This is a genomic window from Anaerobacillus sp. CMMVII, from assembly GCF_025377685.1.
In the GTDB taxonomy this organism is placed as follows: domain Bacteria; phylum Bacillota; class Bacilli; order Bacillales; family Anaerobacillaceae; genus Anaerobacillus.
Map to the genome: position 1 here is coordinate 56,506 of NZ_JACEHK010000004.1, position 20,272 is coordinate 76,777.

The 20,272-nt window shown below is 36.8% G+C and carries 19 protein-coding genes and 2 pseudogenes; 16 read left to right on the forward strand and 5 right to left on the reverse strand.

Annotated features, from left to right (window positions below; all coding sequences use genetic code 11):
* The first annotated feature begins 137 nt into the window (after nucleotides 1–137).
* The 3 genes and pseudogenes from H1D32_RS08755 to H1D32_RS08765 all read left to right on the forward strand — a co-directional run bounded on the left by H1D32_RS08755 (nucleotide 138) and on the right by H1D32_RS08765 (nucleotide 3,308).
* Entirely contained in the window at nucleotides 138–566 is a 429-nt protein-coding gene (locus H1D32_RS08755) for a GNAT family N-acetyltransferase (RefSeq protein ID WP_261177896.1), read from the forward strand.
* A gap of 265 nt (nucleotides 567–831) precedes the next feature.
* Nucleotides 832–1,200, forward strand: coding sequence for an ArsR/SmtB family transcription factor (locus H1D32_RS08760; RefSeq protein WP_261177897.1), 369 nt, complete (start codon nucleotides 832–834; stop codon nucleotides 1,198–1,200).
* Nucleotides 1,193–3,308, forward strand: a pseudogene (locus tag H1D32_RS08765) (heavy metal translocating P-type ATPase). Before H1D32_RS08760 ends, H1D32_RS08765 begins: the two are co-directional and overlap by 8 nt.
* 272 nt (nucleotides 3,309–3,580) lie before the next feature.
* On the opposite strand, the gene H1D32_RS08770 reads toward H1D32_RS08765, so the two are convergent.
* Nucleotides 3,581–3,808 carry a hypothetical protein gene (locus H1D32_RS08770; protein WP_261177898.1) on the reverse strand — a complete coding sequence of 76 codons (228 nt, stop codon included), beginning with the start codon at nucleotides 3,806–3,808 and terminating at the stop codon, nucleotides 3,581–3,583.
* A 238-nt stretch (nucleotides 3,809–4,046) separates the two neighbouring features.
* Between H1D32_RS08770 and H1D32_RS08775 the strand changes: the two genes are divergently transcribed.
* The 9 genes from H1D32_RS08775 (at nucleotide 4,047) to H1D32_RS08815 (ending at nucleotide 11,413) form a co-directional block, all read left to right on the forward strand.
* A complete protein-coding gene (locus H1D32_RS08775; protein ID WP_261177899.1) occupies nucleotides 4,047–5,144 on the forward strand; it encodes a polysaccharide deacetylase family protein in 1,098 nt (365 codons plus the stop codon).
* A gap of 438 nt (nucleotides 5,145–5,582) precedes the next feature.
* Nucleotides 5,583–5,942, forward strand: coding sequence for an ATP-binding cassette domain-containing protein (locus tag H1D32_RS24950; RefSeq protein WP_314733382.1), 360 nt, complete (start codon nucleotides 5,583–5,585; stop codon nucleotides 5,940–5,942).
* Nucleotides 5,939–6,532: an ATP-binding cassette domain-containing protein gene (locus H1D32_RS08785; protein WP_261177900.1), complete on the forward strand. Its 594-nt coding sequence runs from the start codon at nucleotides 5,939–5,941 to the stop codon at nucleotides 6,530–6,532. The genes H1D32_RS24950 and H1D32_RS08785 overlap by 4 nt, the downstream gene beginning before the upstream one ends.
* Before the next feature lie 35 nt (nucleotides 6,533–6,567).
* On the forward strand, nucleotides 6,568–7,482 hold the full coding sequence (locus H1D32_RS08790) for an ATP-binding cassette domain-containing protein (RefSeq protein ID WP_261177901.1): 915 nt from the start codon (nucleotides 6,568–6,570) through the stop codon (nucleotides 7,480–7,482).
* A 37-nt stretch (nucleotides 7,483–7,519) separates the two neighbouring features.
* On the forward strand, nucleotides 7,520–8,341 hold the full coding sequence (locus H1D32_RS08795; protein WP_261177903.1) for a GNAT family N-acetyltransferase: 822 nt from the start codon (nucleotides 7,520–7,522) through the stop codon (nucleotides 8,339–8,341).
* Between the two features lie 211 nt (nucleotides 8,342–8,552).
* Complete coding sequence (locus H1D32_RS08800) at nucleotides 8,553–8,930, forward strand: hypothetical protein (RefSeq protein WP_261177904.1); 378 nt, start codon at nucleotides 8,553–8,555, stop codon at nucleotides 8,928–8,930.
* 214 nt (nucleotides 8,931–9,144) lie between these two features.
* Nucleotides 9,145–10,437 (forward strand): M20/M25/M40 family metallo-hydrolase, encoded by a 1,293-nt coding sequence (locus H1D32_RS08805; protein ID WP_261177905.1) that lies wholly within the window; start codon nucleotides 9,145–9,147, stop codon nucleotides 10,435–10,437.
* On the forward strand, nucleotides 10,421–10,984 hold the full coding sequence (locus H1D32_RS08810) for a hypothetical protein (protein WP_261177906.1): 564 nt from the start codon (nucleotides 10,421–10,423) through the stop codon (nucleotides 10,982–10,984). The genes H1D32_RS08805 and H1D32_RS08810 overlap by 17 nt, the downstream gene beginning before the upstream one ends.
* Nucleotides 10,985–11,167: 183 nt before the next feature.
* Nucleotides 11,168–11,413, forward strand: coding sequence for an amino acid decarboxylase (locus H1D32_RS08815; protein ID WP_261177907.1), 246 nt, complete (start codon nucleotides 11,168–11,170; stop codon nucleotides 11,411–11,413).
* A gap of 133 nt (nucleotides 11,414–11,546) precedes the next feature.
* Here H1D32_RS08815 and H1D32_RS08820 read toward each other — a convergent pair whose 3' ends face one another.
* The 3 genes from H1D32_RS08820 to uptA form a co-directional block, all read right to left on the reverse strand.
* Nucleotides 11,547–13,373 carry a M3 family metallopeptidase gene (locus H1D32_RS08820; RefSeq protein WP_261177908.1) on the reverse strand — a complete coding sequence of 609 codons (1,827 nt, stop codon included), beginning with the start codon at nucleotides 13,371–13,373 and terminating at the stop codon, nucleotides 11,547–11,549.
* Nucleotides 13,374–13,480: 107 nt separating this feature from the next.
* Nucleotides 13,481–15,478, reverse strand: a complete 1,998-nt coding sequence (locus tag H1D32_RS08825; RefSeq protein ID WP_261177909.1) for a S9 family peptidase — start codon at nucleotides 15,476–15,478, stop codon at nucleotides 13,481–13,483.
* A 169-nt stretch (nucleotides 15,479–15,647) separates the two neighbouring features.
* A complete protein-coding gene (gene uptA / locus H1D32_RS08830; protein WP_261177910.1) occupies nucleotides 15,648–16,235 on the reverse strand; it encodes an undecaprenyl phosphate transporter UptA in 588 nt (195 codons plus the stop codon).
* Between the two features lie 253 nt (nucleotides 16,236–16,488).
* Here uptA and H1D32_RS08835 point away from each other — a divergent pair.
* The 3 genes and pseudogenes from H1D32_RS08835 (at nucleotide 16,489) to H1D32_RS08845 (ending at nucleotide 18,432) form a co-directional block, all read left to right on the forward strand.
* Nucleotides 16,489–17,009 (forward strand): annotated as a pseudogene (locus tag H1D32_RS08835) (CueP family metal-binding protein).
* Between the two features lie 156 nt (nucleotides 17,010–17,165).
* The gene (locus tag H1D32_RS08840; protein WP_261177911.1) at nucleotides 17,166–17,447 is read left to right on the forward strand and encodes a hypothetical protein; all 282 of its coding nucleotides are present in this window, start codon (nucleotides 17,166–17,168) and stop codon (nucleotides 17,445–17,447) included.
* 151 nt (nucleotides 17,448–17,598) lie between these two features.
* Nucleotides 17,599–18,432 carry a hypothetical protein gene (locus tag H1D32_RS08845; RefSeq protein WP_261177912.1) on the forward strand — a complete coding sequence of 278 codons (834 nt, stop codon included), beginning with the start codon at nucleotides 17,599–17,601 and terminating at the stop codon, nucleotides 18,430–18,432.
* A 458-nt stretch (nucleotides 18,433–18,890) separates the two neighbouring features.
* Here H1D32_RS08845 and H1D32_RS08850 read toward each other — a convergent pair whose 3' ends face one another.
* Nucleotides 18,891–19,205 (reverse strand): hypothetical protein, encoded by a 315-nt coding sequence (locus H1D32_RS08850; RefSeq protein WP_261177913.1) that lies wholly within the window; start codon nucleotides 19,203–19,205, stop codon nucleotides 18,891–18,893.
* 206 nt (nucleotides 19,206–19,411) lie between these two features.
* Between H1D32_RS08850 and H1D32_RS08855 the strand changes: the two genes are divergently transcribed.
* Nucleotides 19,412–20,272 (forward strand): ADP-ribosylglycohydrolase family protein, encoded by an 861-nt coding sequence (locus tag H1D32_RS08855; protein ID WP_261177914.1) that lies wholly within the window; start codon nucleotides 19,412–19,414, stop codon nucleotides 20,270–20,272.

The following is a 20,272-nucleotide window of genomic DNA, read 5'->3' on the forward strand; positions in this document are numbered from 1 at the left end:
CATTAGGCGAAGGGTTCCATATTATTATTCGAAATAAATCGACAATTTTTTTCTTCTCTGTAAATAACTAGTCTTCGAGAACTTACTTTCTCATTTTAGTGAGTTTATCAAAAGTTAATTAAAAGGAGAGTAGTCACTTGGAACAGATCATTACAAGAGCTCAAATATACGACTTAGATGATATTATAGAAATCGACCGAGCTATATTTGGTAACGATAGTAGACGAGAGTACATAAAAAAAACGATTCATGAAGCGAGATGTATTGTTGTGAAAAAAGAAGAAGATGTTGTAGCGTTCCTAACCTATGATACTCATTTTTTTGAGTGCAGTTTTATTTCATTGGTTATCGTGTCGCCACTTGAAAGACGAAAAGGTTATGCAACCTCTCTTTTAGAGTATTTTGTAGAAATAGCACCAACCGATAAAATCTTTTCTTCCACGAATAGATCAAATGAAATAATGCAACATGTATTTAAAGCTAATGGATTTGTAGAAAGTGGAATAATTGAGAATTTAGACGAAGGTGATCCGGAACTTATTTACTTTAAAATGAAGCAATCATAAAGGTTTCTTAAACTAAAATACAAAAGGCTGTTGAGAAAGTCTCAACAGCCTTTTGTATTTTTCCTTGGGAAGAATATGTGGTGTAGGAATAAATGAATTTGTCCATCGCATTATTTTGTTTTTCTAAACGGTCAAAATGTAAACTATTATAATTTTTTCGTGTAGTACTAGCACGATTATATTCAAATAATCATTTGAATATAAAGGAAGGTATGGTAAGCTATATTCAAATGATTATTTGAATGAAGAGTGGAGTTGAAAATCAATGAGTAAGAAAGATACGTGTGAAATTTATTGTTATGACGAGCAAAAAGTAAATCGAATTAAAGATGAAATAACAAACGAAAATTTAGGGAGTATTGCTCAACTATTTAAAGCACTTGCAGATGAAAATAGAGCGAAAATTGCTTACTCACTTTGCCAGGATGAGGAATTATGTGTATGTGATATAGCGAATATTATTGGAGCTTCTGTGGCAACGACTTCGCATCATTTACGCACACTTAATAAACAAGGAATTGTAAAATACCGTAAAGAAGGCAAACTTGCCTTTTACTCATTAGACGATGACCACGTAAGGCAATTAATTCTGGTCGCAATGGAGCATACGAAAGAGGGGAAATCTAATGTCTAAAACAGAAGAGAAGACATACCGAGTACAAGGATTTACCTGAGCGAGCTGTGCGAAAAAGTTCGAATCGAACGTTAAACACCTGGATGGTGTTTCAGATGCTGTCGTTAACTTTGGTGCAGCTAAACTAACGGTATATGGAAGTGCAACTATTGAACAATTAGAAAAAGCTGGGGCTTTTGATAAACTAAAAATCCGTGATGTCAGGGAACAAAAAGTCGAACGAATTCCATTTTGGAAGCAAAAAGAAAATTTTAAAGTCTATATTGCAGCATTATTTTTAATTAGTGCGTTTTTTCTTCGGTTTCAATATGGCGAAGACCACATATTTCCTGTCGTAATGTATGCTGCATCCATTGTAATTGGAGGTTATTCGTTATTCCGTAAAGGGTTCAGAAATTTAATCGGTCTAAACTTTGATATGGCCACACTTATGACCGTAGCAATTTTAGGGGCGGCTGCAATTGGTGAATGGGGAGAAGGCGCCGTAGTCGTCATTTTATTTGCGATAAGTGAAGCATTAGAGCGCTATTCAATGGATAAGGCGCGTCAATCAATTGAGTCACTCATGGATATTGCTCCAAAAGAAGCATTAATACGTCGTGAAAATAAAGAAATGATTGTCGATGTTGAAGACATACAAATTAACGATGTTATGATTGTGAAACCTAGCCAGAAATTAGCAATGGACGGTATTGTTATGAAAGGAATCTCAACGATCAATCAAGCAGCAATTACTGGAGAATCTGTTCCTGTTGCAAAAACGATTGATGATGAGGTTTTTGCAGGAACATTGAATGAGGAAGGCTTATTAGAAGTTAGAGTGACGAAACGAGTAGAAGATACAACACTTGCAAAAATCATTCATTTAGTAGAAGAAGCTCAGGCAGAACGTGCTCCAACTCAACAATTCGTTGACAGATTTGCAAAATATTATACGCCTGGAATTATTCTATTCGCATTTTTACTTGTTATCGTCCCTCCGTTATTTTTAGGCGGTGTTTGGTCAGAATGGATTTATCGTGGCTTGGCTGTGTTAGTAGTTGGTTGTCCGTGTGCATTAGTCATTTCAACCCCAGTAGCAATTGTTACAGCTATTGGGAATGCTGCCAAAAACGGAGTCTTAATCAAAGGAGGCATCCACTTAGAAGAAGCAGGGGCACTAAAAGTGATTGCCTTTGATAAAACAGGTACATTGACCAAAGGTATTCCTACAGTTACGAATGTAATTAGCTATAAAGGCAATGCCGATGAATTAATGACGATTACAGCAGCGATCGAAAAAGGTTCACAACATCCACTCGCTTCGGCAATTTTGAGGAGTGCTGTAGAAAAAGGGCTAAACTTTAATAATGTATCGGTGGAAGAGTTCCAATCGATTACTGGTAAAGGTGTAACAGCAAAAGTAAATAATCAAATGTATGTGGTAGGAAGCCCTAATTTCTTTGAGGAAATTTTAATTGATGGGGTAAAACGGATATAAGAGAAGAGATTACAAGTCTTCAAACACAAGGGAAAACAGTTATGGTTTTAGGAACACATACAGAAATTTTGGCAATCATTGCAGTTGCGGATGAAATGAGAGAATTCTCAAACGAAGTGATCCGCAAGCTCCATCAAGCAGGTATTGAAAAACTGTCATGTTAACAGGTGATAATCAAAGAACAGCTGAAGCCATAGGTAAGCAAGTTGGAGTTTCAGATATTAAAGCCGATTTACTACCAGAAGATAAACTGAATTTTATTAAAGAGTTAAAAACTAAACACAAAAATGTAGCAATGATCGGTGATGGTGTAAATGATGCACCTGCCCTTGCAGCTTCAACCGTTGGGATCGCCATGGGTGGTGCCGGCACAGATACTGCACTTGAAACAGCGGATATTGCGTTAATGTCCGATGATTTAAGGAAACTTCCGTATACGATCAACTTAAGTCGCAGAGCAATGGCGATTATTAAACAAAATATTACGTTTTCCCTAGCCATTAAATTAGTAGCATTACTACTAATTGTCCCAGGATGGCTCACATTATGGTTAGCTATTTTTGCTGATATGGGAGCAACATTGCTAGTCACCTTAAATAGTTTACGATTATTGAAGATTAAAGGGTGAAATGAGATAAATCAACCGAGTTAAAGGGGATTTTCCAAAATTTAAATTCCCCTGGAGGTAATTGTACTAAGTAAAAAAGAGCTTCAACAAGGCTGTGCATCATCGCTCCACACGAGGAAAATTTGACAGAGGCTGACCATTGAAAAAGCAATTGCAGAAAGTGACGATGGCTCGGAATCTGATTGGAACTTAATGTTCTGAGGACATAAGCAATTAGTTGAAACAGGTAAGGTTAGTTATTATGGATAGGCGTTAAAAAAACGGCGTTCTTCTTAAGAAGACGTCGTTTTTTGTTTTCTAGTAGTTACTGCAAAAAAAAGGTACAAATCTTTAACTCTTTTACGATAAAAAATGTTCCGCTTTTTAGCAATTTTCTTAATTAATTCTAGTTCTATGTACATTGCATTCGTTAACACTCTGTTTTCAATATTTTTTTTAATTTCTGAATAAAATTGTACCAACAAATCATTAGGTAATTTTTCATAAAAAGAATTTGACAAACCTACCACTCACCTAAAATATATTTTTGTTATTACCATTATAATATAAAGTTATCTGATTTTTGTAAATAATTATTTTGCGTCAATCTAAAGTGGATCGATGAGCTAACCTAGAATACTAGGCGTGAACTGGTAATTATGCAAATCAATTTCCATAAATCTGAAACATATCATGAAGAATAACGACAAATGTAGTGAGAAACTCATTTAAAATCATCATGAAAAGCAGGTGTGAAAAGTGAATTTTATAAAAAGTAAGTACTTTAGTGGTGCTGGTATTGTCTTATTAGCTTTTTTCATTGGAATTTCTTCTTATTGGGTTGGGTCCAATAGGTACGTTAAGGATTTCGACGGTAAAGAAACCGAACTTAGCGAGATAAAAAAAGAAAGAGAAGAGATAGCGAAGCAGCTTGAGGAATTAGAAAGTCATCTTGAAAATAAACAGAAACGATTAGTGCAATTGGAAAAACAATTAACACGATTTGAAAAATTGGTAAATGAAAAAGACGAAATGCTTTTCATTAAGGATGAGCAATTTAAAGAATTTCAAAAACTACAAGAAGAGAAAATGAAGGACCTAGAAGCTGAAATCAAACGTTTAAATGAAGAGAGAAAAACGATTACTGATAAAAAAGATAAAACTCCAACTCCGACAACACCTACTGCAAATAAAAAAGTATTTCTTACCTTCGATGACGGTCCTACTTCACTTACTCCACATGTATTAAAAACCTTAAAAGAACACAATGTTCATGCGACTTTTTTTACGATTGGAAAGAGAATGGAAGCAATGCCTAATGTTGTTCGTGATATTTATCAAGAAGGACATATGGTTTTGCCCCATTCCTATTCCCATGATTATGCAATCTACACAACCTTCGAAACATTTTATAGCGATTTTTACAAGGCTGAACAGACGTACAAAGATGTGTTAGGCTTTAAACCTCCGCAAATTTTCCGGTTCCCTGGTGGCTCATCCAACCAAAGTTCTTTTCAATACGGTGGCAAACAATTTATGCCAAGCTTAACGATTGATTTGAAAGAAAAGGGTTACACGTATGTAGACTGGAATGTTACCTCAGGTGATGCAGGACCCGATGCTAAAAATCAAGCAAAACTCTACGAAAATATTGTAACAACCTCAGCAAATAAAGATTTTGTGATTGTCTTATTTCACGATGTAAGCTCAAACGAAGCAACAGCCAATGTACTTCCTGAAGTGATAAACTATTATAAGAAAAACGGATTTACCTTTCGAACGTTTCGTGATGTAACAAAAGAAGAATTGCAACGAATGGAAGCGTTGAAACTATCTAATAAGACAATTAGTTATTAGGAAGCAAGAGAACCGTCCCCACGCTTCCTAAAAAATACAAATGATGGTATAATTAAGTAAATTTTTGAAGGGGGAAAGTAAGTTTATGAAACCAACTAATTGCTAATATTAATTTTTTTCAAAATTAATATGTATGTTCTATTGAGTGAAAAAATCGCCTAATTGTTTAGGTTATTTGTCGTGCTCTTTATGGAATAAGGCATTTAGAAGGTTACTTACTTTACCATACAATATCTTTAGCGGAATTAAGTATTTAAGATAATTCTGCAATCATGCTTATATAGTGAATTCCACTTATATAAGAAGTAATGGATATATGGACTGTAAGAAGATTATCTTCTTGCAGTCTTTTTTATATTTAACAAAGTTTTAGTAAGAAATCTTTATACCTCTCCATATTGGGCATATTTTTGGAGACTAATGAAAGAGGGAATATTTATGTTTGAATTATCGTTAAATGGCGTAAAAAAATATATGGATGCCACTCTCATTTTAAAAAATATTACGTTTCATGTATATGAGGGGGAAAAAGTTGGGATTGTTGGAGCTAATGGCAGTGGTAAGAGCACAATCCTTAAATTAATCGCTGGCTTAGAGACGTTGAACTGCCATCCAGGTTTCACTTCAACTCTTGGCTATGATGAAGGCTGGGTGTCAAAACCAAGAGGAGCGACAACGGCCTATCTTGAGCAAGTTCCCAAGGATCATAGCGGATTGAAGGTCATTGATATCTTACATTCGGCTTTTGCCGAAGTTCAAAGTATCGAAACTGAAATGCGAAACTTGGAGATGAAATGAAAGCTTTGGAAGGGTTAGCTTTGGATAAGGTATTAAAACAATACAGTGAATTAACACAGAGGTTTGAAGTAAAAGGTGGTTATGAATTATCTGAAAAGTTTAGCAAGGTTTGTACAGGGCTTGATTTTTCTGAGAGTTTTTTAGCAAAGGATTTCAGTCTCTTAAGTGGTGGTGAAAAAACGACTGTCGGACTTGGGAAAATCTTATTAGAAAACCCAGATATATTACTTCTAGACGAACCAACCAATCATTTAGATATGAGTTCAATTGAATGGCTTGAAGACTATTTAAAAGGATACAAAGGGATTGTCATCGTCGTTTCTCATGATCGTTATTTTTTGGATCATGTTGTCACAAAAGTCATCGAAATTGAAGATATGGAATGCGAAACCTACAAAGGAAATTATTCCGCTTTTGTTAAGGAGAAAGAAGAAAGAATGCTTATTCAATACGAGCATTATCGTGAACAACAAAAAAAGATCAATGCAATGGAGAAATCGGTCAAAGATTTAAGAGACTGGGCCCAAAGAGCGGATAATAACAAATTTTTTAAACGGGCAGCAAGCATTCAAAAAAGCTTGAAAAGATAGAAAGAATCGATAAACCACAGTTTGAGAAACAGAATATGAAGCTTACTTTTAAAGAAACGGAGCGCTCTGGCAAAGAGACAATTAAGGCGACTAGGCTTACGAAAAGTTTTGAAGACAAAGTGATCTTTCATAAAGCTGATTTATTAATCCATTACGGTGAGAGAACGGCGTTAATTGGTGCAAATGGCAGTGGCAAAACGACGTTCTTGAAAATGTTATTAGGTGAGGTGCAACCAGATTCTGGTGTAGTAGAATTAGGAGCGAATGTTAGGCCAGCGTATTTGCCGCAAACGCTCTTTTTTCCAAACGAGGATTTAACCGTTCTGGAATGCTTTAGAGAAGATTTTTCGATCATGGAAGGAAAGGCCCGCGAGTATCTGTCAAAATTCATGTTTTATGGAAGTAGTGTCTTTAAAAAAGTAAATCATTTATCAGGTGGTGAACGAATTAGATTGAAATTAAGTCAACTTCTTTATGAAGATGTGAACTTATTAATTTTAGATGAGCCTACGAACCATCTTGATATCCATTCTATAGAAACATTTGAGGAAGCTCTAGAAGAATTCAAAGGAACAATCTTTTTCATCTCTCATGACCGATATTTTATTAACAAAATGAGTAAACGAATTATCGCTTTGCAAGATCAAACATTTAAAACATATCCGGGGAATTATGATGACTATAAAGATGCACAGGCTGCTAAGAGTGTAGAAATTCCAGCTAAAAAAATCATTCAACCGAAAAACGGTGATACAATGAAAAAGAAAGCAGAGGCAACTAATGTCGAAATGAAAATTATTACCCTCGAGAATGAAATAAAGGAGCTAGATTTAGCGATGACTGTGCCAAGACTGGATTATGAAGTTCTTCACGAGTTGTATGGGAAGAAAGAAGAGTTAAGTAGTGAGTTAGATATTGCTATGGATCTTTGGTTAGAGCTTACAAACTAATCGCAGCTACAAATAATAGAAAAAGGAGAATAAGTGAATGGGCATTATTGTAAGGCAAGGAGAGAAGGAGTCTGTTTTTCAAGCGGTTGATAAAAAGAACAATGTTGTAGGTACTGGGTGGATCATCCCAGCAGCGCCGTCTGATATCTATACAAAGCCTAGATTAGACGTTTACATGACGATTGAAATTGACGCAGAGGAAAATCAGTTATTCATTAAAGACAAAATTTTTGAAACCTTACTCAATAAAGCTTACTCAATAAAAAAAGGAAATCAAGATAAGCTTGTCAGAGTCTACCATTGTTGTTTTTCAAATGCCAGAGAGAACATCGACTATTATCAAGCAAAAGCTGGTTTTAGACACGACGAAGGGATGTATATTATTCGAAAAAACCTCGATCAAAAGCTCAATGAGCTTGTTGAGACTGTGGGAATTAAGTATCAAAGTCTACCACTCTCAAGTGATGCCGAAATCCTTACCTTAATTGATAAGCATAAAACGGTATTTAGAAATGGATACAGCATTGAGAGCATAAACCTACTAAAACAAAAAACTGGCTGGAACTCAATTGCTGCCATTGATGATGGCGAAATCATCGGAAATATCATGCTTTTTATTGAGGAGACCCCTACCCGTCGAATTGGTTGGGTAGAGGATTTATTTGTCACCAAAGATTGGAGAAATAAAGGAATTGCCATAAATCTAGTAAATAAAGGATTAAGGCACTTTCAAGACAACAGCGTGGAGGAAGTTAGAATCGAAGTATGGAGTTCCAACGAAAGAGCGATGTCATTATATAAACAATTTGGTTTTGAATTTTATGAGGAGACAGAAGTTTCGATCGGAATATTTTTGTAGGGGAATTCAGAGATGAAAATCTAAATATTCAAGTAAGTAGCGTACCGAATCGCGTTCTGATTGGTATGCTATTTTTTCTGTGACTCGGCAATAGGTGAGTGCTTTGACAGTAACTTATGTTTGAAAGTAGCTACCGCTAACGAATACCTAGAGTACAATTAGTAAAGAAGATTAGAAAATAGTATAATTCTTAAAAAGGAGGTGAGTAAAAATGAGCGATAATCAACTAAATCGGTTTGAAGGAATGCTAACCCAATTAGTATCAATGGTCGGGCATTTAAGCGAAGATGTAGATATAATCAAAGCAGACTTGGGAAATGTGAAAGCAGACTTGGCGAATGTAAAAGCAGACATGAGTAATATGAAAGCGGAAGTGGCGAATATAAAAGCAGACATGGCTGTTGTAAAAGAGGAAATGGCAAATGTAAAATTAGACTTGGCAAATGTAAAGGAAACGCAGGAAAAGCAACATGCCGAAGTAATGGGTAAGTTTGAGTCAATGAGAATGGATCAAGAAATTACTTGGACTAAGACCTGTGATAATGAACGGGATATTGAAAGACTAAAGATGCATATTTTAAAAATTTAACTCAGTGGTACACTTCGAAACTTCCTCATCATTTAAAACTACCCGTAGATGGTCAGAAATGAATAGTAAAATAAAACAGTCGATCATCAAATCGGCTGTTTGTTTTATTTTCAGCCCCTTTTTACTTTAATGAATTTCGTTTTCCTAAAGAAATGAACTAGTAAAGTATGGTAAAATTAAATTGTCGCAATTTTACATAAAGGGAGGTTGTTTGATGTCTAAAAATGATTTAGTTATTTCACCCACTGTGGAAAGTACATATGAACTTCTTTTACAAGATCACGTGATAAAAGAAGTTATGGAGTTCTTAAAAATAGAAAATGAGACTACCTTAAAGGATCAAATCGAATTAACAGAGATTCCCGCGCCTACATTTAGTGAACAGGTGAGAGGAAATGACTACCGTAAACGATTAGAATTATTAGGGTTAAAAGACATCCATACCGATGAAGTTGGAAATGTATTTGGTGTTCGTCCAGGTACAAGCTCTGGTCCGACGATCGTTGTTTGTTCGCACTTAGACACTGTCTTTCCTAAAGGAACCGATGTGTCTGTAAAACATAGGGATGGAAAAGTATTTGCACCTGGAATTGCAGATGATGGAAGAGGCTTAGCGGTAGTTTTGACTTTATTAAAAGTGTTAAATCATTTTCAAATCGAAACAAAAGGAGATATTTTGTTTGGAGCTACTGTAGGAGAAGAGGGGTTAGGAGACTTAAATGGTGTAAAGGCATTGTTTGAAAAGAAGATAAAAGATATCGATGCTTTTATCTCTGTTGAACCAGGCTCACCATCTAGAATTACTTATTTAGCTACAGGAAGCCGTCGTTATAGCGTCACATACCGGGGGCGCGGTGGTCATAGTTTTGGCAATTTTGGTATCCCTAGTGCAATTCACGCGTTAGGCCGAGCGGTTGCGATGATCTCTCAATTGGAAACGCCGAGCGACCCGAAAACGACCTTTAACGTTGGGACAATCAATGGGGGAACATCCGTTAATACGATTGCCGCTGAAGCAAACATGGTGATCGATTTGCGGTCTACTTCACAGAAAGAATTATTAAATCTTGAAGAAAATGCTTTGAAGATCATTCATCAGGCTGCAGCGGATGAAAATAAGCGTTGGGACAGTGAAGATCTTCAAGTGGAAATTACCCAAGTTGGGGATCGACCTGCTGGTTCACAACCAATGGATGCAATGATTGTCCAGGCAGCAGTAGCAGCTACAAAGGCAATCGGATTTGAGCCAATCCTAGATGCTCCGAACAGCACGGATTCAAACGTCCCAATTAGCTTTGGGATTCCTGCTGTTACATTAGGTGGTGGTGGGGATTTCGGTGGCATCCATACACTGAAGGAATTCTTTGATCCAACAAATGCTTATTACGGACCACAACAAATTTTATTAACACTGCTGGGGCTTGTCGGCATGGAGGGTGTCAGTGAACCACTAATCATCGGGAAAAAAGTAGATTTAAAGGGGGGAGCTGATGAGCGCTCTTGTTAATTTCCTTTATCTTTATATCGACTTCTCACTAGTGGCTATTTTTGTTACGATTTCAGCATTGGTTTTGGGCATTGGTATAAAAATGAAAAGTAAGTTTTTTAAACGAATGGTCTTCGTTTTTTTGATAATCTTCTTGGTAGTAAATCATCTGCAATTTACAACCTTCGAGAAGTTTGCCGCTAAGAAGATCAATGAAGAAACAGATATAAAAGAAGTGACAATTACGATTAGAGACACGTCGGGTGATTTTCCTGAGCGAAAAGCGAGTGTAACACTGAAGGATGAGGAAACGATTTACCAGATTCTATCAGATTTTGAAGCTATGAAACTTAAAAGACTTGTAATCGGTGAACGGCGTACAAGTTTTCAGGAGTTTGAAATTAGCTTCTTGACTACCAATCTAATGGATTTAAATTACTACCTTACAGATTCCTTTACCTTATATGTGGATGATGAGTACCTTAACAATTATCGAATTCTCGGTGAGACGAACCATTTAAGAACAATTGAAGAACTGATAGAGAACGAAGAAATCGGCTGGGAGTAGGAGGAAGCACGGGGACGGTTTTGCTGTTTCTTTCGTTTCGCCAAACGAAAGAAGCAACAGAACCGTCCCCACGCCTTCTTTTTTTCTTCTGGTGACATTCGTCACCTCAAAGAATTGTATTTCCTGATATTCTTAATTTATACGAAACATGCTTAAATTAATAATTTCAGGTGGTGTATCTAAATGCTAAATGTAAAAATGGAAAATAATGTAGCAATTATTGATGTACGTGAAAACGTGTTAAGAGGGGAACATCCGAAAGATAAAGTTTTAGAATTTGTTCAAAAGGCAGAAGCGGGAACATCCTTTGAAATTCATTTACCACTTAGGGGAGAACCAATGGTTATGTTACTCCAATCAATTGGAATGAGTGCGTACATCGAAGAAGTAGGTCCAGAACATTTTCGAATTATTGCAGAAAAAAAGTAGGACTAAGGTTGAAAAAGGTGTCTGCCCCAAGCGTGAGGCAGACACCTTTTTAAGTTAAAGCAGTGAGAGAGATCTTTCGCTTCTTTCGTTTAGCGAAACGAAGGAAGCAGCAGAACCGTCCCCATGCTTCCCCCTAAAAGCTTTCCTCTAACTCATCGACAATTCTTCCTACATGGGCGATGGCTTGTTTGATTACATCCATAGTGGACATGTCGAGTCCGGCCTGTTTATAGAGGTCAAGCCCGCTCATTGATCCTCCTAGTTTCAAGACATTTGTCCATTGCTCACCGACGGCGCTTCCTTCTGTTTTGATCCGGTTCGCGATAACGGTGGAAGCAGAGGTACCGATCGAATAGGTAAAAGGATAAAGGCCCATATAGTAATGGGGCTGCCGCATCCAAGTCAATTTTGCTCCCTCATCTAGTTCAACAGTATCTCCCCAGAAATCCGATAAAATCGCTCCTTTTGTATTACTAATAACCGCTGTTGTTAATGGTATTTTTTTATCTGCCATTTTATAAAGTCTGCGTAATAATTCAGCCTCTAAAATATGGGTGACACAATTATGATGGTAACTCATCATCGAATACATATTGAGCCAGCGATGCAATCTAGGATCATCGCGATTTCCTTTTAGGTAATTGACAATTAAGTGTTCTACTAATGTAGACGGTGCCTCAACAAACAATAATGACGCTCCGTCGTTAATTATTTTTTTGTTTTGAGAAGAAAGGGTGAAATGCAAAGCATGTCCAAGCTCGTGACCGAGAAGGAGCATATCAAATAAATTACCACCCCAAGGATAAAAGGAATAGCCATGAACGCCATGAACACCACCGCCAAAAGCGATCATTCTTCGTCCAACATTATCTCCTCTATAAACCCATCTGTCCGTAAAGGCTTTTCGCATTTGTTCCTGATATTCAGTACCTAGGACTCCTACAGCTTCGACAATAATTTCTCCAGCTTCTTTATAAGTGATAGGTGGATCAAATTCAGGATCTAATGGAGCTTTCACATCAGAGAACAACAGTTTATCTAATCCCAGCTGCCGTTTTCGTAAACGAGCATATCGTTGCATATGTGGGGAAAGTTCCTGCTGAAAGGTATCCAAAACATCTTCAAAAAATGCTGTAGAAACGCCATCGCCTGCATAAAAGTGATTTGCTGCTGGTGTTGAATACTGAAGTAGATAATCCATCGTCGTAGGGTAGTTACGCAACTTCGCAATTGAGACATTTTTATTTATTTCACTAGATAAAGATTGCGCTAAGCCATGTTGGTATTTTTTTAACCCATCGGTTAATGATTGATAGGCGTTTCTGCGTAACTCTGTATCAGGAGAAGTTTCAATTTGGGTCATATACATGAATAGTGAGACAGGCACCTCGTTACCAGACTTATCTTTTACTGGTTCAAATTTTAAGTCAGAGGCAGTCACTGTTAAATAAATGGAGTTAGGTGTGTTTAACGTATGATTTAAAGAAGCTAAAAGATCCTCCATCTCAGGGGTTAACGAATGATCACGTATTTCTTCTATTTTTTCTAAAAAACGGTGATAATTCTCTAAATCTTTTTCTTCACTTATGTAACTTTGTATCACTTCTTTAGGTAACTGTAGTAAAAGGTTTACTAAATTTGTACTAAGATTAAAAGATTTCTTTCCAAGAGTTTGTGAGCGACCAACCATCGTTTGATTCTCTGGATCTGTCCCGTCTTCCGAATATTTATAGAAAGCGTAGCTAGATGTTCGATTGTATTTTTCCATCAAACGGTCATATCTTTCAAGCGTTTTAAGTGTTCCCTTAGCGCTATCTAAAGCGATGGCACCTATGTGAAACTCATCCAATTCATGTTCAACTTGAAGATAGGATTTTTCCCATTCTTCATCGGAAGGGAAGATATCGGCTAGATTCCAAGTCTCTTCTAAAGGAATTTCTGAACGGGTTTTTAAACTCATAAAAACACACTCCTTTTTCTATTTATTGAAATAAAGGGACGTTTCTTTCGCTTCCTTCGTTTAGCGAAACGAAGGAAGCAGCAGAACCGTCCCCATGTTACCAATTACTACTTTCTACGGTCATCAAACCAACCAATCAAATGCTGTAAACGCTCTAAACGGTGCTTTGGTTTACCAGAGCGAGAGAGGTCATGGTTTTCATCAGGGAAACGGACAAGCTTCGTTTCTACACCAAGACGTTTTAGGGCAATATACCATTGCTCTGCTTGCTCCATTGGACAACGTAAGTCCTGTTCAGAGTGCAAGATTAGAGTTGGTGTTTTGACATTACGAGCAAATGTAAGTGGTGAAAGCTTTAATAGCTTCTCGACATCATCCCATAAATCTGCATGTCCATGCTGCCATTCAGTGAAGAAGAACCCTATATCACTTGTTCCGTAGAAGCTATGCCAGTTACAAATACTACGCTGAGTAACAGCTGCTTTGAAACGGTCAGTTCGTGTAACGATGACATTGGTCATATACCCACCGTAACTACCGCCCGTAACGAATAATTGCTCTTGATCGATATAGTTAAAGTTATCTAAAGCATAATCTACCCCAGCCATAATATCCTCGTAGTCCATGCCACCGTAATCACCAATAACAGCATTTACGAATTCATGGCCATAACCGTGGCTTCCTCTTGGATTTGTGTATAGTACAACATAACCTTTAGAGGCCATTAATTGCATTTCATGGTGTAAACCATTTCCGTACGCAGTAGCTGGACCACCATGGATTTGAAGAATCATCGGATATTTTTTACCATCTGCATATCCATAAGGCTTCAGTACCCAGCCTTCAATATCTTTTCCATCTGTGCTCTTGTAAAGGAAGTTTTCAGGAGTACTTAAATGAACTTCGTTATAAAGTTCTTGATTCCATTCCGTTAGCTTTTGAACGTTTTCTATATTAGTTAAATCTTGCGTTACTAAATCTCCGGTAGAATGAGGAGTCGCAAGAACTAAAACCGCTTGATCCTCACTTACGATATCATAAGATGTCACTGTGGCCACAGAAGGAGAGAGGGCAGCTGAAACTTCACCTTCTAAATTCACCTTAAATAATTGGCAATCGCCTCCAACTGTTGCATTAAAGTAAATGTTAGAACTAGAAGCGTCCCAGATTAAGCGTTGCTCTGCCGTGTCATACTTCGCATCAACACCTACAAGGTTACCAACTGTATAATCAAAGGCTTCAGTTAGGTTTGTAAGTTTACCCGTTTCAGTTGAAAACAGGAGAACATTTGCATTACCTTGACTTCTTTCACCACGTGCATGACCTACAGCTGCAAGCCATTTACCGTCTGGAGAGAGGGAAGGGGCCATAATATAACCGTTTCCTTGATAAAAAAGGCTTTCTTCCTTAGAGGTAAGATCAAATTTCCAAATCGCTGGGAGGTAGCCCCATTCTTGGTCTTCTGCTTTTGTTCCGATATAGAATAGTGTGTTTCCATCTGGAGAAAAACGCGGTTGGCCAAAATCATGTTCGCCATCAGTAATCTTTGTATACGATTTTGACTTAACGTCAAATACATAAACGTGCTTACGGTCTTCGTTATAGATACCAACGCCGTCGCCTTTATAACGAAGTCTAGTAATGACTTTCACATCACTTTTTTCTTCTTTTTTCTCATCTTCCTTATCAGTAGTAAGCTTTAATTCACCACTGATCGTAACCGCAAGCTGACTACCGTCTGGAGACCAAACAAAATCACCAATTCCTTGCTTTACATCTGTTAATTGAAATGCTTCACCACCATCAGTAGGTAAAAGCCAAACTTGATTTTTTCCTGTACGATTAGAACGGAAGGCAATAGTCTTTCCATCTGGTGACCATTTAGGAGCAGTATCTTTTACTAATTGCTCCTTTGAATAATGTGATGTGAACTGTCTACCTTCACTTTTTAAATCAGTTACATAGATATAAGAATAGTAGCCATCTTTTTCTTTATCTACGTTCGTTAAAACATAAGCAGCTTTGTCTTTGTTAGGAGAAACTACTGGATCTCCAACAAATTTAAACTTACATAAATCTTCAGCTGTAATTGGACGTTTCGTCATTTTGCATTCCTCCATATGTATATTAAATCTACCATTCTATTTTAACATTTCGACGTTCGAAATAAAATAAAAACGTTTTCTGGTTTTTCAGAAAACACGGGGACGGTTCTTTTGCTTCTTTCGTTTAGCGAAACGAAAGAAGCAGCAGAACCGTCCCCGTGCTTCGTGCTTACCAAGTTCGGATTTTATCGATAACAAAATAACTGATAACTCCAAGCCCTATAATAATCATTATTGGTAGTATTAAAGGCTGAGCAACATGCGTAATCCCCTGCCAATTTTCCCCTAACTGAATCCCTAAATATAAAAAGATCATCGTCCACGGAAGAATTGCTGCAATGGTATAAAAAATAAAAGTGGCGACTGGCATTTTAGCTACTCCAGCTGGAATGGAAATCGCATGACGAATAACAGGCACAAACCATGCCGCAAAGACAACGATAGGACCATATTGCCTAAACCATTTTTCAGACATATTGAGATGCTTAGCTCTGATAAACAAATACTTTCCGTACTTCTCTAGAAAAGGTCTTCCTCCATAGCTGGCGATCCAATATAAAATAAGTTGAGCAATTGTACCTCCGAATACCGCACCAATGGTTGCACTAACAAACCCAACTTTTCCAGAAGAAATCAAATACCCTCCAAACCCTAGCACAAGTTCACTAGGAATGATCTCAATCATTAAACCTAATGCAATACCGATGGCCCCAAGCTCAGCAATAAATTCAAAAAATGCTATTAGAAATGCTTCCATCTACCAACGCCTCTTTTTAAACAGACTTCTTTCATAGTAATATATGAGGGCAAGTCCAAATAAGTACTGGAAAGCATGGTTCTCGTGTTTCTTTCGTTTAGCGAAACGAAGGAAGCAGCAGAACCGTCCCCTGCTTTCCCATTTTTGAAATCTTTGAGAAGAACCATTTCGAAATGTTTGTGAAATAATGCGCAAAAAGTGCTAAAATATTGCACAAATAGTATAATGAAATAAAACAAGGGGGTGAATGCTTATGAAAATTAAATTTTTTGCAGTTACTTTTTTGGTCGTAGCGTTATTAATGGGTTGTAGTAGCGGAAATGACAATGAAGAAAATGAAGCAATAAACATTAAAGAATTGGTGAATGATTACAGTGTAGGAAAGGAAACTGCGCTGAGAGCATCAATTACATCACAACAACTTTTGTGACAGAGAGTGCAGAGAGTGAGTTAATCTATGACTTACCTGAAAATGAATTTTTTGTTTCCATTGCACCCTATATTAATGAAACCCATCCTTGAATTAATCATAACTTGACAGGTTGTCAAGGAGAAATGGTCGAAGAAGAATTTGAAATATACATCGTAGACACTGATGGCAATGTAGTAGTAGACGAAAAGCTGAAGTCATTGAGTAACGGATTTATCGATTTTTGGTTACCGAGGGACAAGACGTTTAACATAACAATTAAGCACGACGGAAAAATGGTAGAGTCAGAGTTTTCTACTTTTGAGGATGATGGCACTTGTATTACTACGATGCAGCTAACGTAGAAAAGAGCACCTAAGCAGGTGCTTTTTTTCTTTGGAAGCAGCAGAACCGTCCCCACGCTTCCAACTTCAAGAAGGAGTAATGCTTTCTTTTATTGAATTTTAGAAAAGACGGTACTACAAGACATATGTAAAAGGAAAATTATCATGGAGGTGCGTATGAGATATTTTACTGTTAGTCTATTCATATTAGTTTTTCTTTCAGGATGTTCAAACAGTATCGGTAATCCGTCAGTTAGTGATATCTTAAAAAACGATGCTGACGCTGATATATTTCAATGGAATGGTGGTCTAGTGTATTCAAACGCTAGTGATTTAGAGGTGCTACAAAATAGAGAAATTAAAAAAGGTGAGGAACTTAAGTCAACCAATATTGAAGAAGTGGAAGATTATCTTTCAACACGAGAAGAAACCGAGTTAATAAAAAGAGAAAAGAGCTAAGACAACAAAAATAATTTTTTTTCTCAATTGGTAAGGTTTAAATGCACTTGTAAAGGTAATCGCCTTTTCTTTGGCGAACTATAAGCAGGGGGCATTTACATATAAATTGGCTCTTTATTTTAATGTGCAATAATGGAAGGAGCTCTAGTTAATGAGTAAAAATAAGATAATTTATTTCCTAATATTCACTATCGCTAGTTTCTTTTTTATTAACAATGAGACAGTATCTGCTGAAACTAATCAGATCGACCTTGAGATCGTAGTTAGGGGAAAAGGTAGTTATGAAGGTACTTTTCAATTTCAAAGTACACGCTATTATACAAATCAATCATCAACGAGCCAAACATTTTCTGACAGTTTAACGCTTGGTGGAGTTGAAGATTTGAGGAAAATTGGCTTTTTTGAAGTTGTTTCAAAATCTGAGGGATTATTACTCGAACATATTGATAGGGAACTTTATAGGCTATCAGGTGAAATAGGACCTTATGAAACCAAATCAATTACGATATTTGAACAAACAAATGGTATCGGGCGCGGGAAGGGGTCTGATGGAGAAATTTTTGCAGATCGTTTATATATCATTAATCATACAGAGAATTTAAACCTTAAGAATTTGAATATTTCATTTGACTACCCGCAGGACTCAAATAAGATTTATGATTCAAGTCTTAACTTATTGCATTGGAAAGATGATGGTGATTCGGAAGTGATAACGATTCCACCACAAAGAAGTACAATATTACCGAGTGACAGTTGGTATGTTACTAGAATGAACCTTTTAGAAGAAGACGAGTATGTCACTAATATTGACTTAAATCAAATTGATCATTTAAGTATGGAAGTATCTTATGCAATTAGGTTAAATACCCAATCGAATTACATAGCTTATGTTGCTATCGCCCTAGTCTTTCTTTCACTTGTTTATAATGTTGTTTTATCAAAAAGGATAAAAAGATTAAATAAAGAAGAAATTGGTGGTGTCTGACACCGTTTATGGACAAATTAGTCAAAATGTCCGCATGGAATGGACAAACATGGAGGTGCCAGACGCCAATGAAAGCTCACTTGGATATTTGCTCTAGCTGAGAATGATAAGGAAAAGTGAACTTTCATAGGCTGGACTATTTACTTGGTGTTCACCATTATTATTTTGATTTTCGAGCTGGGGACAAAAACAAATTACGATTGTTTAACAGGATAGTATTTAGAGAGATAGAGGAGGCAGGGTGTTTGTAGTTTTAAAATGAAAGTTCTATGAAGCTTTGGAATTAAGCAGGTCGAAATTAAAGTTGAGAAATAAACAATTAATAGTAAGCAGTAAGTAAGTAAGTAAGTAAAAGGGAGTTAACCCAGTAAAGGGATGCGGTATACGATTAAAAGTCTGACAAGTTTACCACGAAGAGGATCATGCAATTATAATAGATAGTCAAATAACAGGGATGATTACTGCTTTTCATTAAGAAACTCTAAAACATTTTGGTGTTCTTGCTGTACTTTAACGATGCGCTTTATTTCGCTACTAAGTTCAATCTTCGTTTCATCCACTTTTCTCATCAAACTACCATAATAAAAAGCAATTTCCTTCCGCATTTCAGATTGATCCTTCCGCATCTCAGTTTGCTCAGCACGAAACTCGGATTGATCCTTCCGCATCTCAGATAGTTCAGCACGAAACTCAGATTGATCCTTGCGTATTTCAGCTTGTCCGTTTTCTAAAGAATCTAGCTTTGTCAGGATAGTCTTTAAGATATCTTCCATAAAATTCACCTCCTTTTGTTGAATAAATTATAGTATCTTCACTTGTTTTTGTCTAGTTGAAAAAAATTTTACAACAACCGAAAAAAATATAGTTTTAATCTAGTCTAAAATTTTGAATGAAGCCTAGGACAGGCATCTTGCTAATTTCGTTTAGCGAAACGAAGGAAGCAGCAGAACCGTCCCCACGCTTCCAGGAGGCGTAGAGAATGGTAAACAATATCGTAAATGGAGTGATGGGTCTGTGTGTGGCAGATGCATTAGGTGTTCCTGTTGAATTTAATAGGAGAGAGACACTTAAAGAAAATCCTGTCGTTGGTATGCGTGCCTACGGAACACACAACCAACCTGCAGGAACTTGGTCTGATGATACAAGTATGAGCTTATGCTTAGTTGATTGCTTATCAGAAGGGCTTAATTATGAGGACATCATGAACAAGTTTGTGAAATGGTTTGATGAAGGAGCTTATACTCCTTATGGCGATGCGTTTGATATTGGAATTGCTACTAGTAAAGCATTACAAAGATATATGAACGGTACAAAGCCATTACAATGTGGTGGCACTACTGAATACGACAACGGTAATGGGTCTCTAATGAGAATTCTTCCCATTCTATTTTATTTGCAATCTAGAAATGACTTTTTCGAGCAAGATGAAGCATTTGATATCATTCATAACGTGTCTGCACTGACACATGCCCATAAACGGAGTCAGATGGCCTGTGGGATTTATGTTTCAATTGCAGCGAAGATTTGCGAAGAAAGTAATCTTGTATTAGCTGTTGAGCAGGGAATTTCATATGCAATGAAATATTACAAAAAGAGAGCTGAATTTGAAAGTGAATTGCATTATTTTCAAAGGTTAGATAATAAAAATTTTGCTAGTCTTCCTATAGATCAAATAAAAAGTAGTGGTTATGTGATTGATACACTTGAAGCTGCCATTTGGTGTCTTTTGAACACAAAAAGCTATAAAGATTGTGTTTTGAAAGCTGTAAATCTTGGTGAGGACACGGACAGTCTTGCTGCAGTAGTAGGGGGGGCTAGCCGGACTTCACTATGGCTATGA

Excerpts from the sequence above, each read along its gene's own strand:
- H1D32_RS08805 (WP_261177905.1), top strand. The coding sequence starts at position 9,145 with ATGTCTAAAAATGATTTAGTTATTTCACCCACTGTGGAAAGTACATAT.
- H1D32_RS08825 (WP_261177909.1), bottom strand. The coding sequence starts at position 15,478 with ATGACGAAACGTCCAATTACAGCTGAAGATTTATGTAAGTTTAAATTT.
- H1D32_RS08760 (WP_261177897.1), top strand. The coding sequence starts at position 832 with ATGAGTAAGAAAGATACGTGTGAAATTTATTGTTATGACGAGCAAAAA.
- H1D32_RS08845 (WP_261177912.1), top strand. The coding sequence starts at position 17,599 with ATGAGTAAAAATAAGATAATTTATTTCCTAATATTCACTATCGCTAGT.
- H1D32_RS24950 (WP_314733382.1), top strand. The coding sequence starts at position 5,583 with ATGTTTGAATTATCGTTAAATGGCGTAAAAAAATATATGGATGCCACT.
- H1D32_RS08785 (WP_261177900.1), top strand. The coding sequence starts at position 5,939 with ATGAAAGCTTTGGAAGGGTTAGCTTTGGATAAGGTATTAAAACAATAC.
- H1D32_RS08840 (WP_261177911.1), top strand. The coding sequence starts at position 17,166 with ATGAGATATTTTACTGTTAGTCTATTCATATTAGTTTTTCTTTCAGGA.
- H1D32_RS08855 (WP_261177914.1), top strand. The coding sequence starts at position 19,412 with ATGGTAAACAATATCGTAAATGGAGTGATGGGTCTGTGTGTGGCAGAT.
- H1D32_RS08810 (WP_261177906.1), top strand. The coding sequence starts at position 10,421 with ATGAGCGCTCTTGTTAATTTCCTTTATCTTTATATCGACTTCTCACTA.
- H1D32_RS08815 (WP_261177907.1), top strand. The coding sequence starts at position 11,168 with ATGCTAAATGTAAAAATGGAAAATAATGTAGCAATTATTGATGTACGT.
- H1D32_RS08850 (WP_261177913.1), bottom strand. The coding sequence starts at position 19,205 with ATGGAAGATATCTTAAAGACTATCCTGACAAAGCTAGATTCTTTAGAA.
- H1D32_RS08800 (WP_261177904.1), top strand. The coding sequence starts at position 8,553 with ATGAGCGATAATCAACTAAATCGGTTTGAAGGAATGCTAACCCAATTA.
- uptA (WP_261177910.1), bottom strand. The coding sequence starts at position 16,235 with ATGGAAGCATTTCTAATAGCATTTTTTGAATTTATTGCTGAGCTTGGG.
- H1D32_RS08795 (WP_261177903.1), top strand. The coding sequence starts at position 7,520 with ATGGGCATTATTGTAAGGCAAGGAGAGAAGGAGTCTGTTTTTCAAGCG.
- H1D32_RS08790 (WP_261177901.1), top strand. The coding sequence starts at position 6,568 with ATGAAGCTTACTTTTAAAGAAACGGAGCGCTCTGGCAAAGAGACAATT.
- H1D32_RS08820 (WP_261177908.1), bottom strand. The coding sequence starts at position 13,373 with ATGAGTTTAAAAACCCGTTCAGAAATTCCTTTAGAAGAGACTTGGAAT.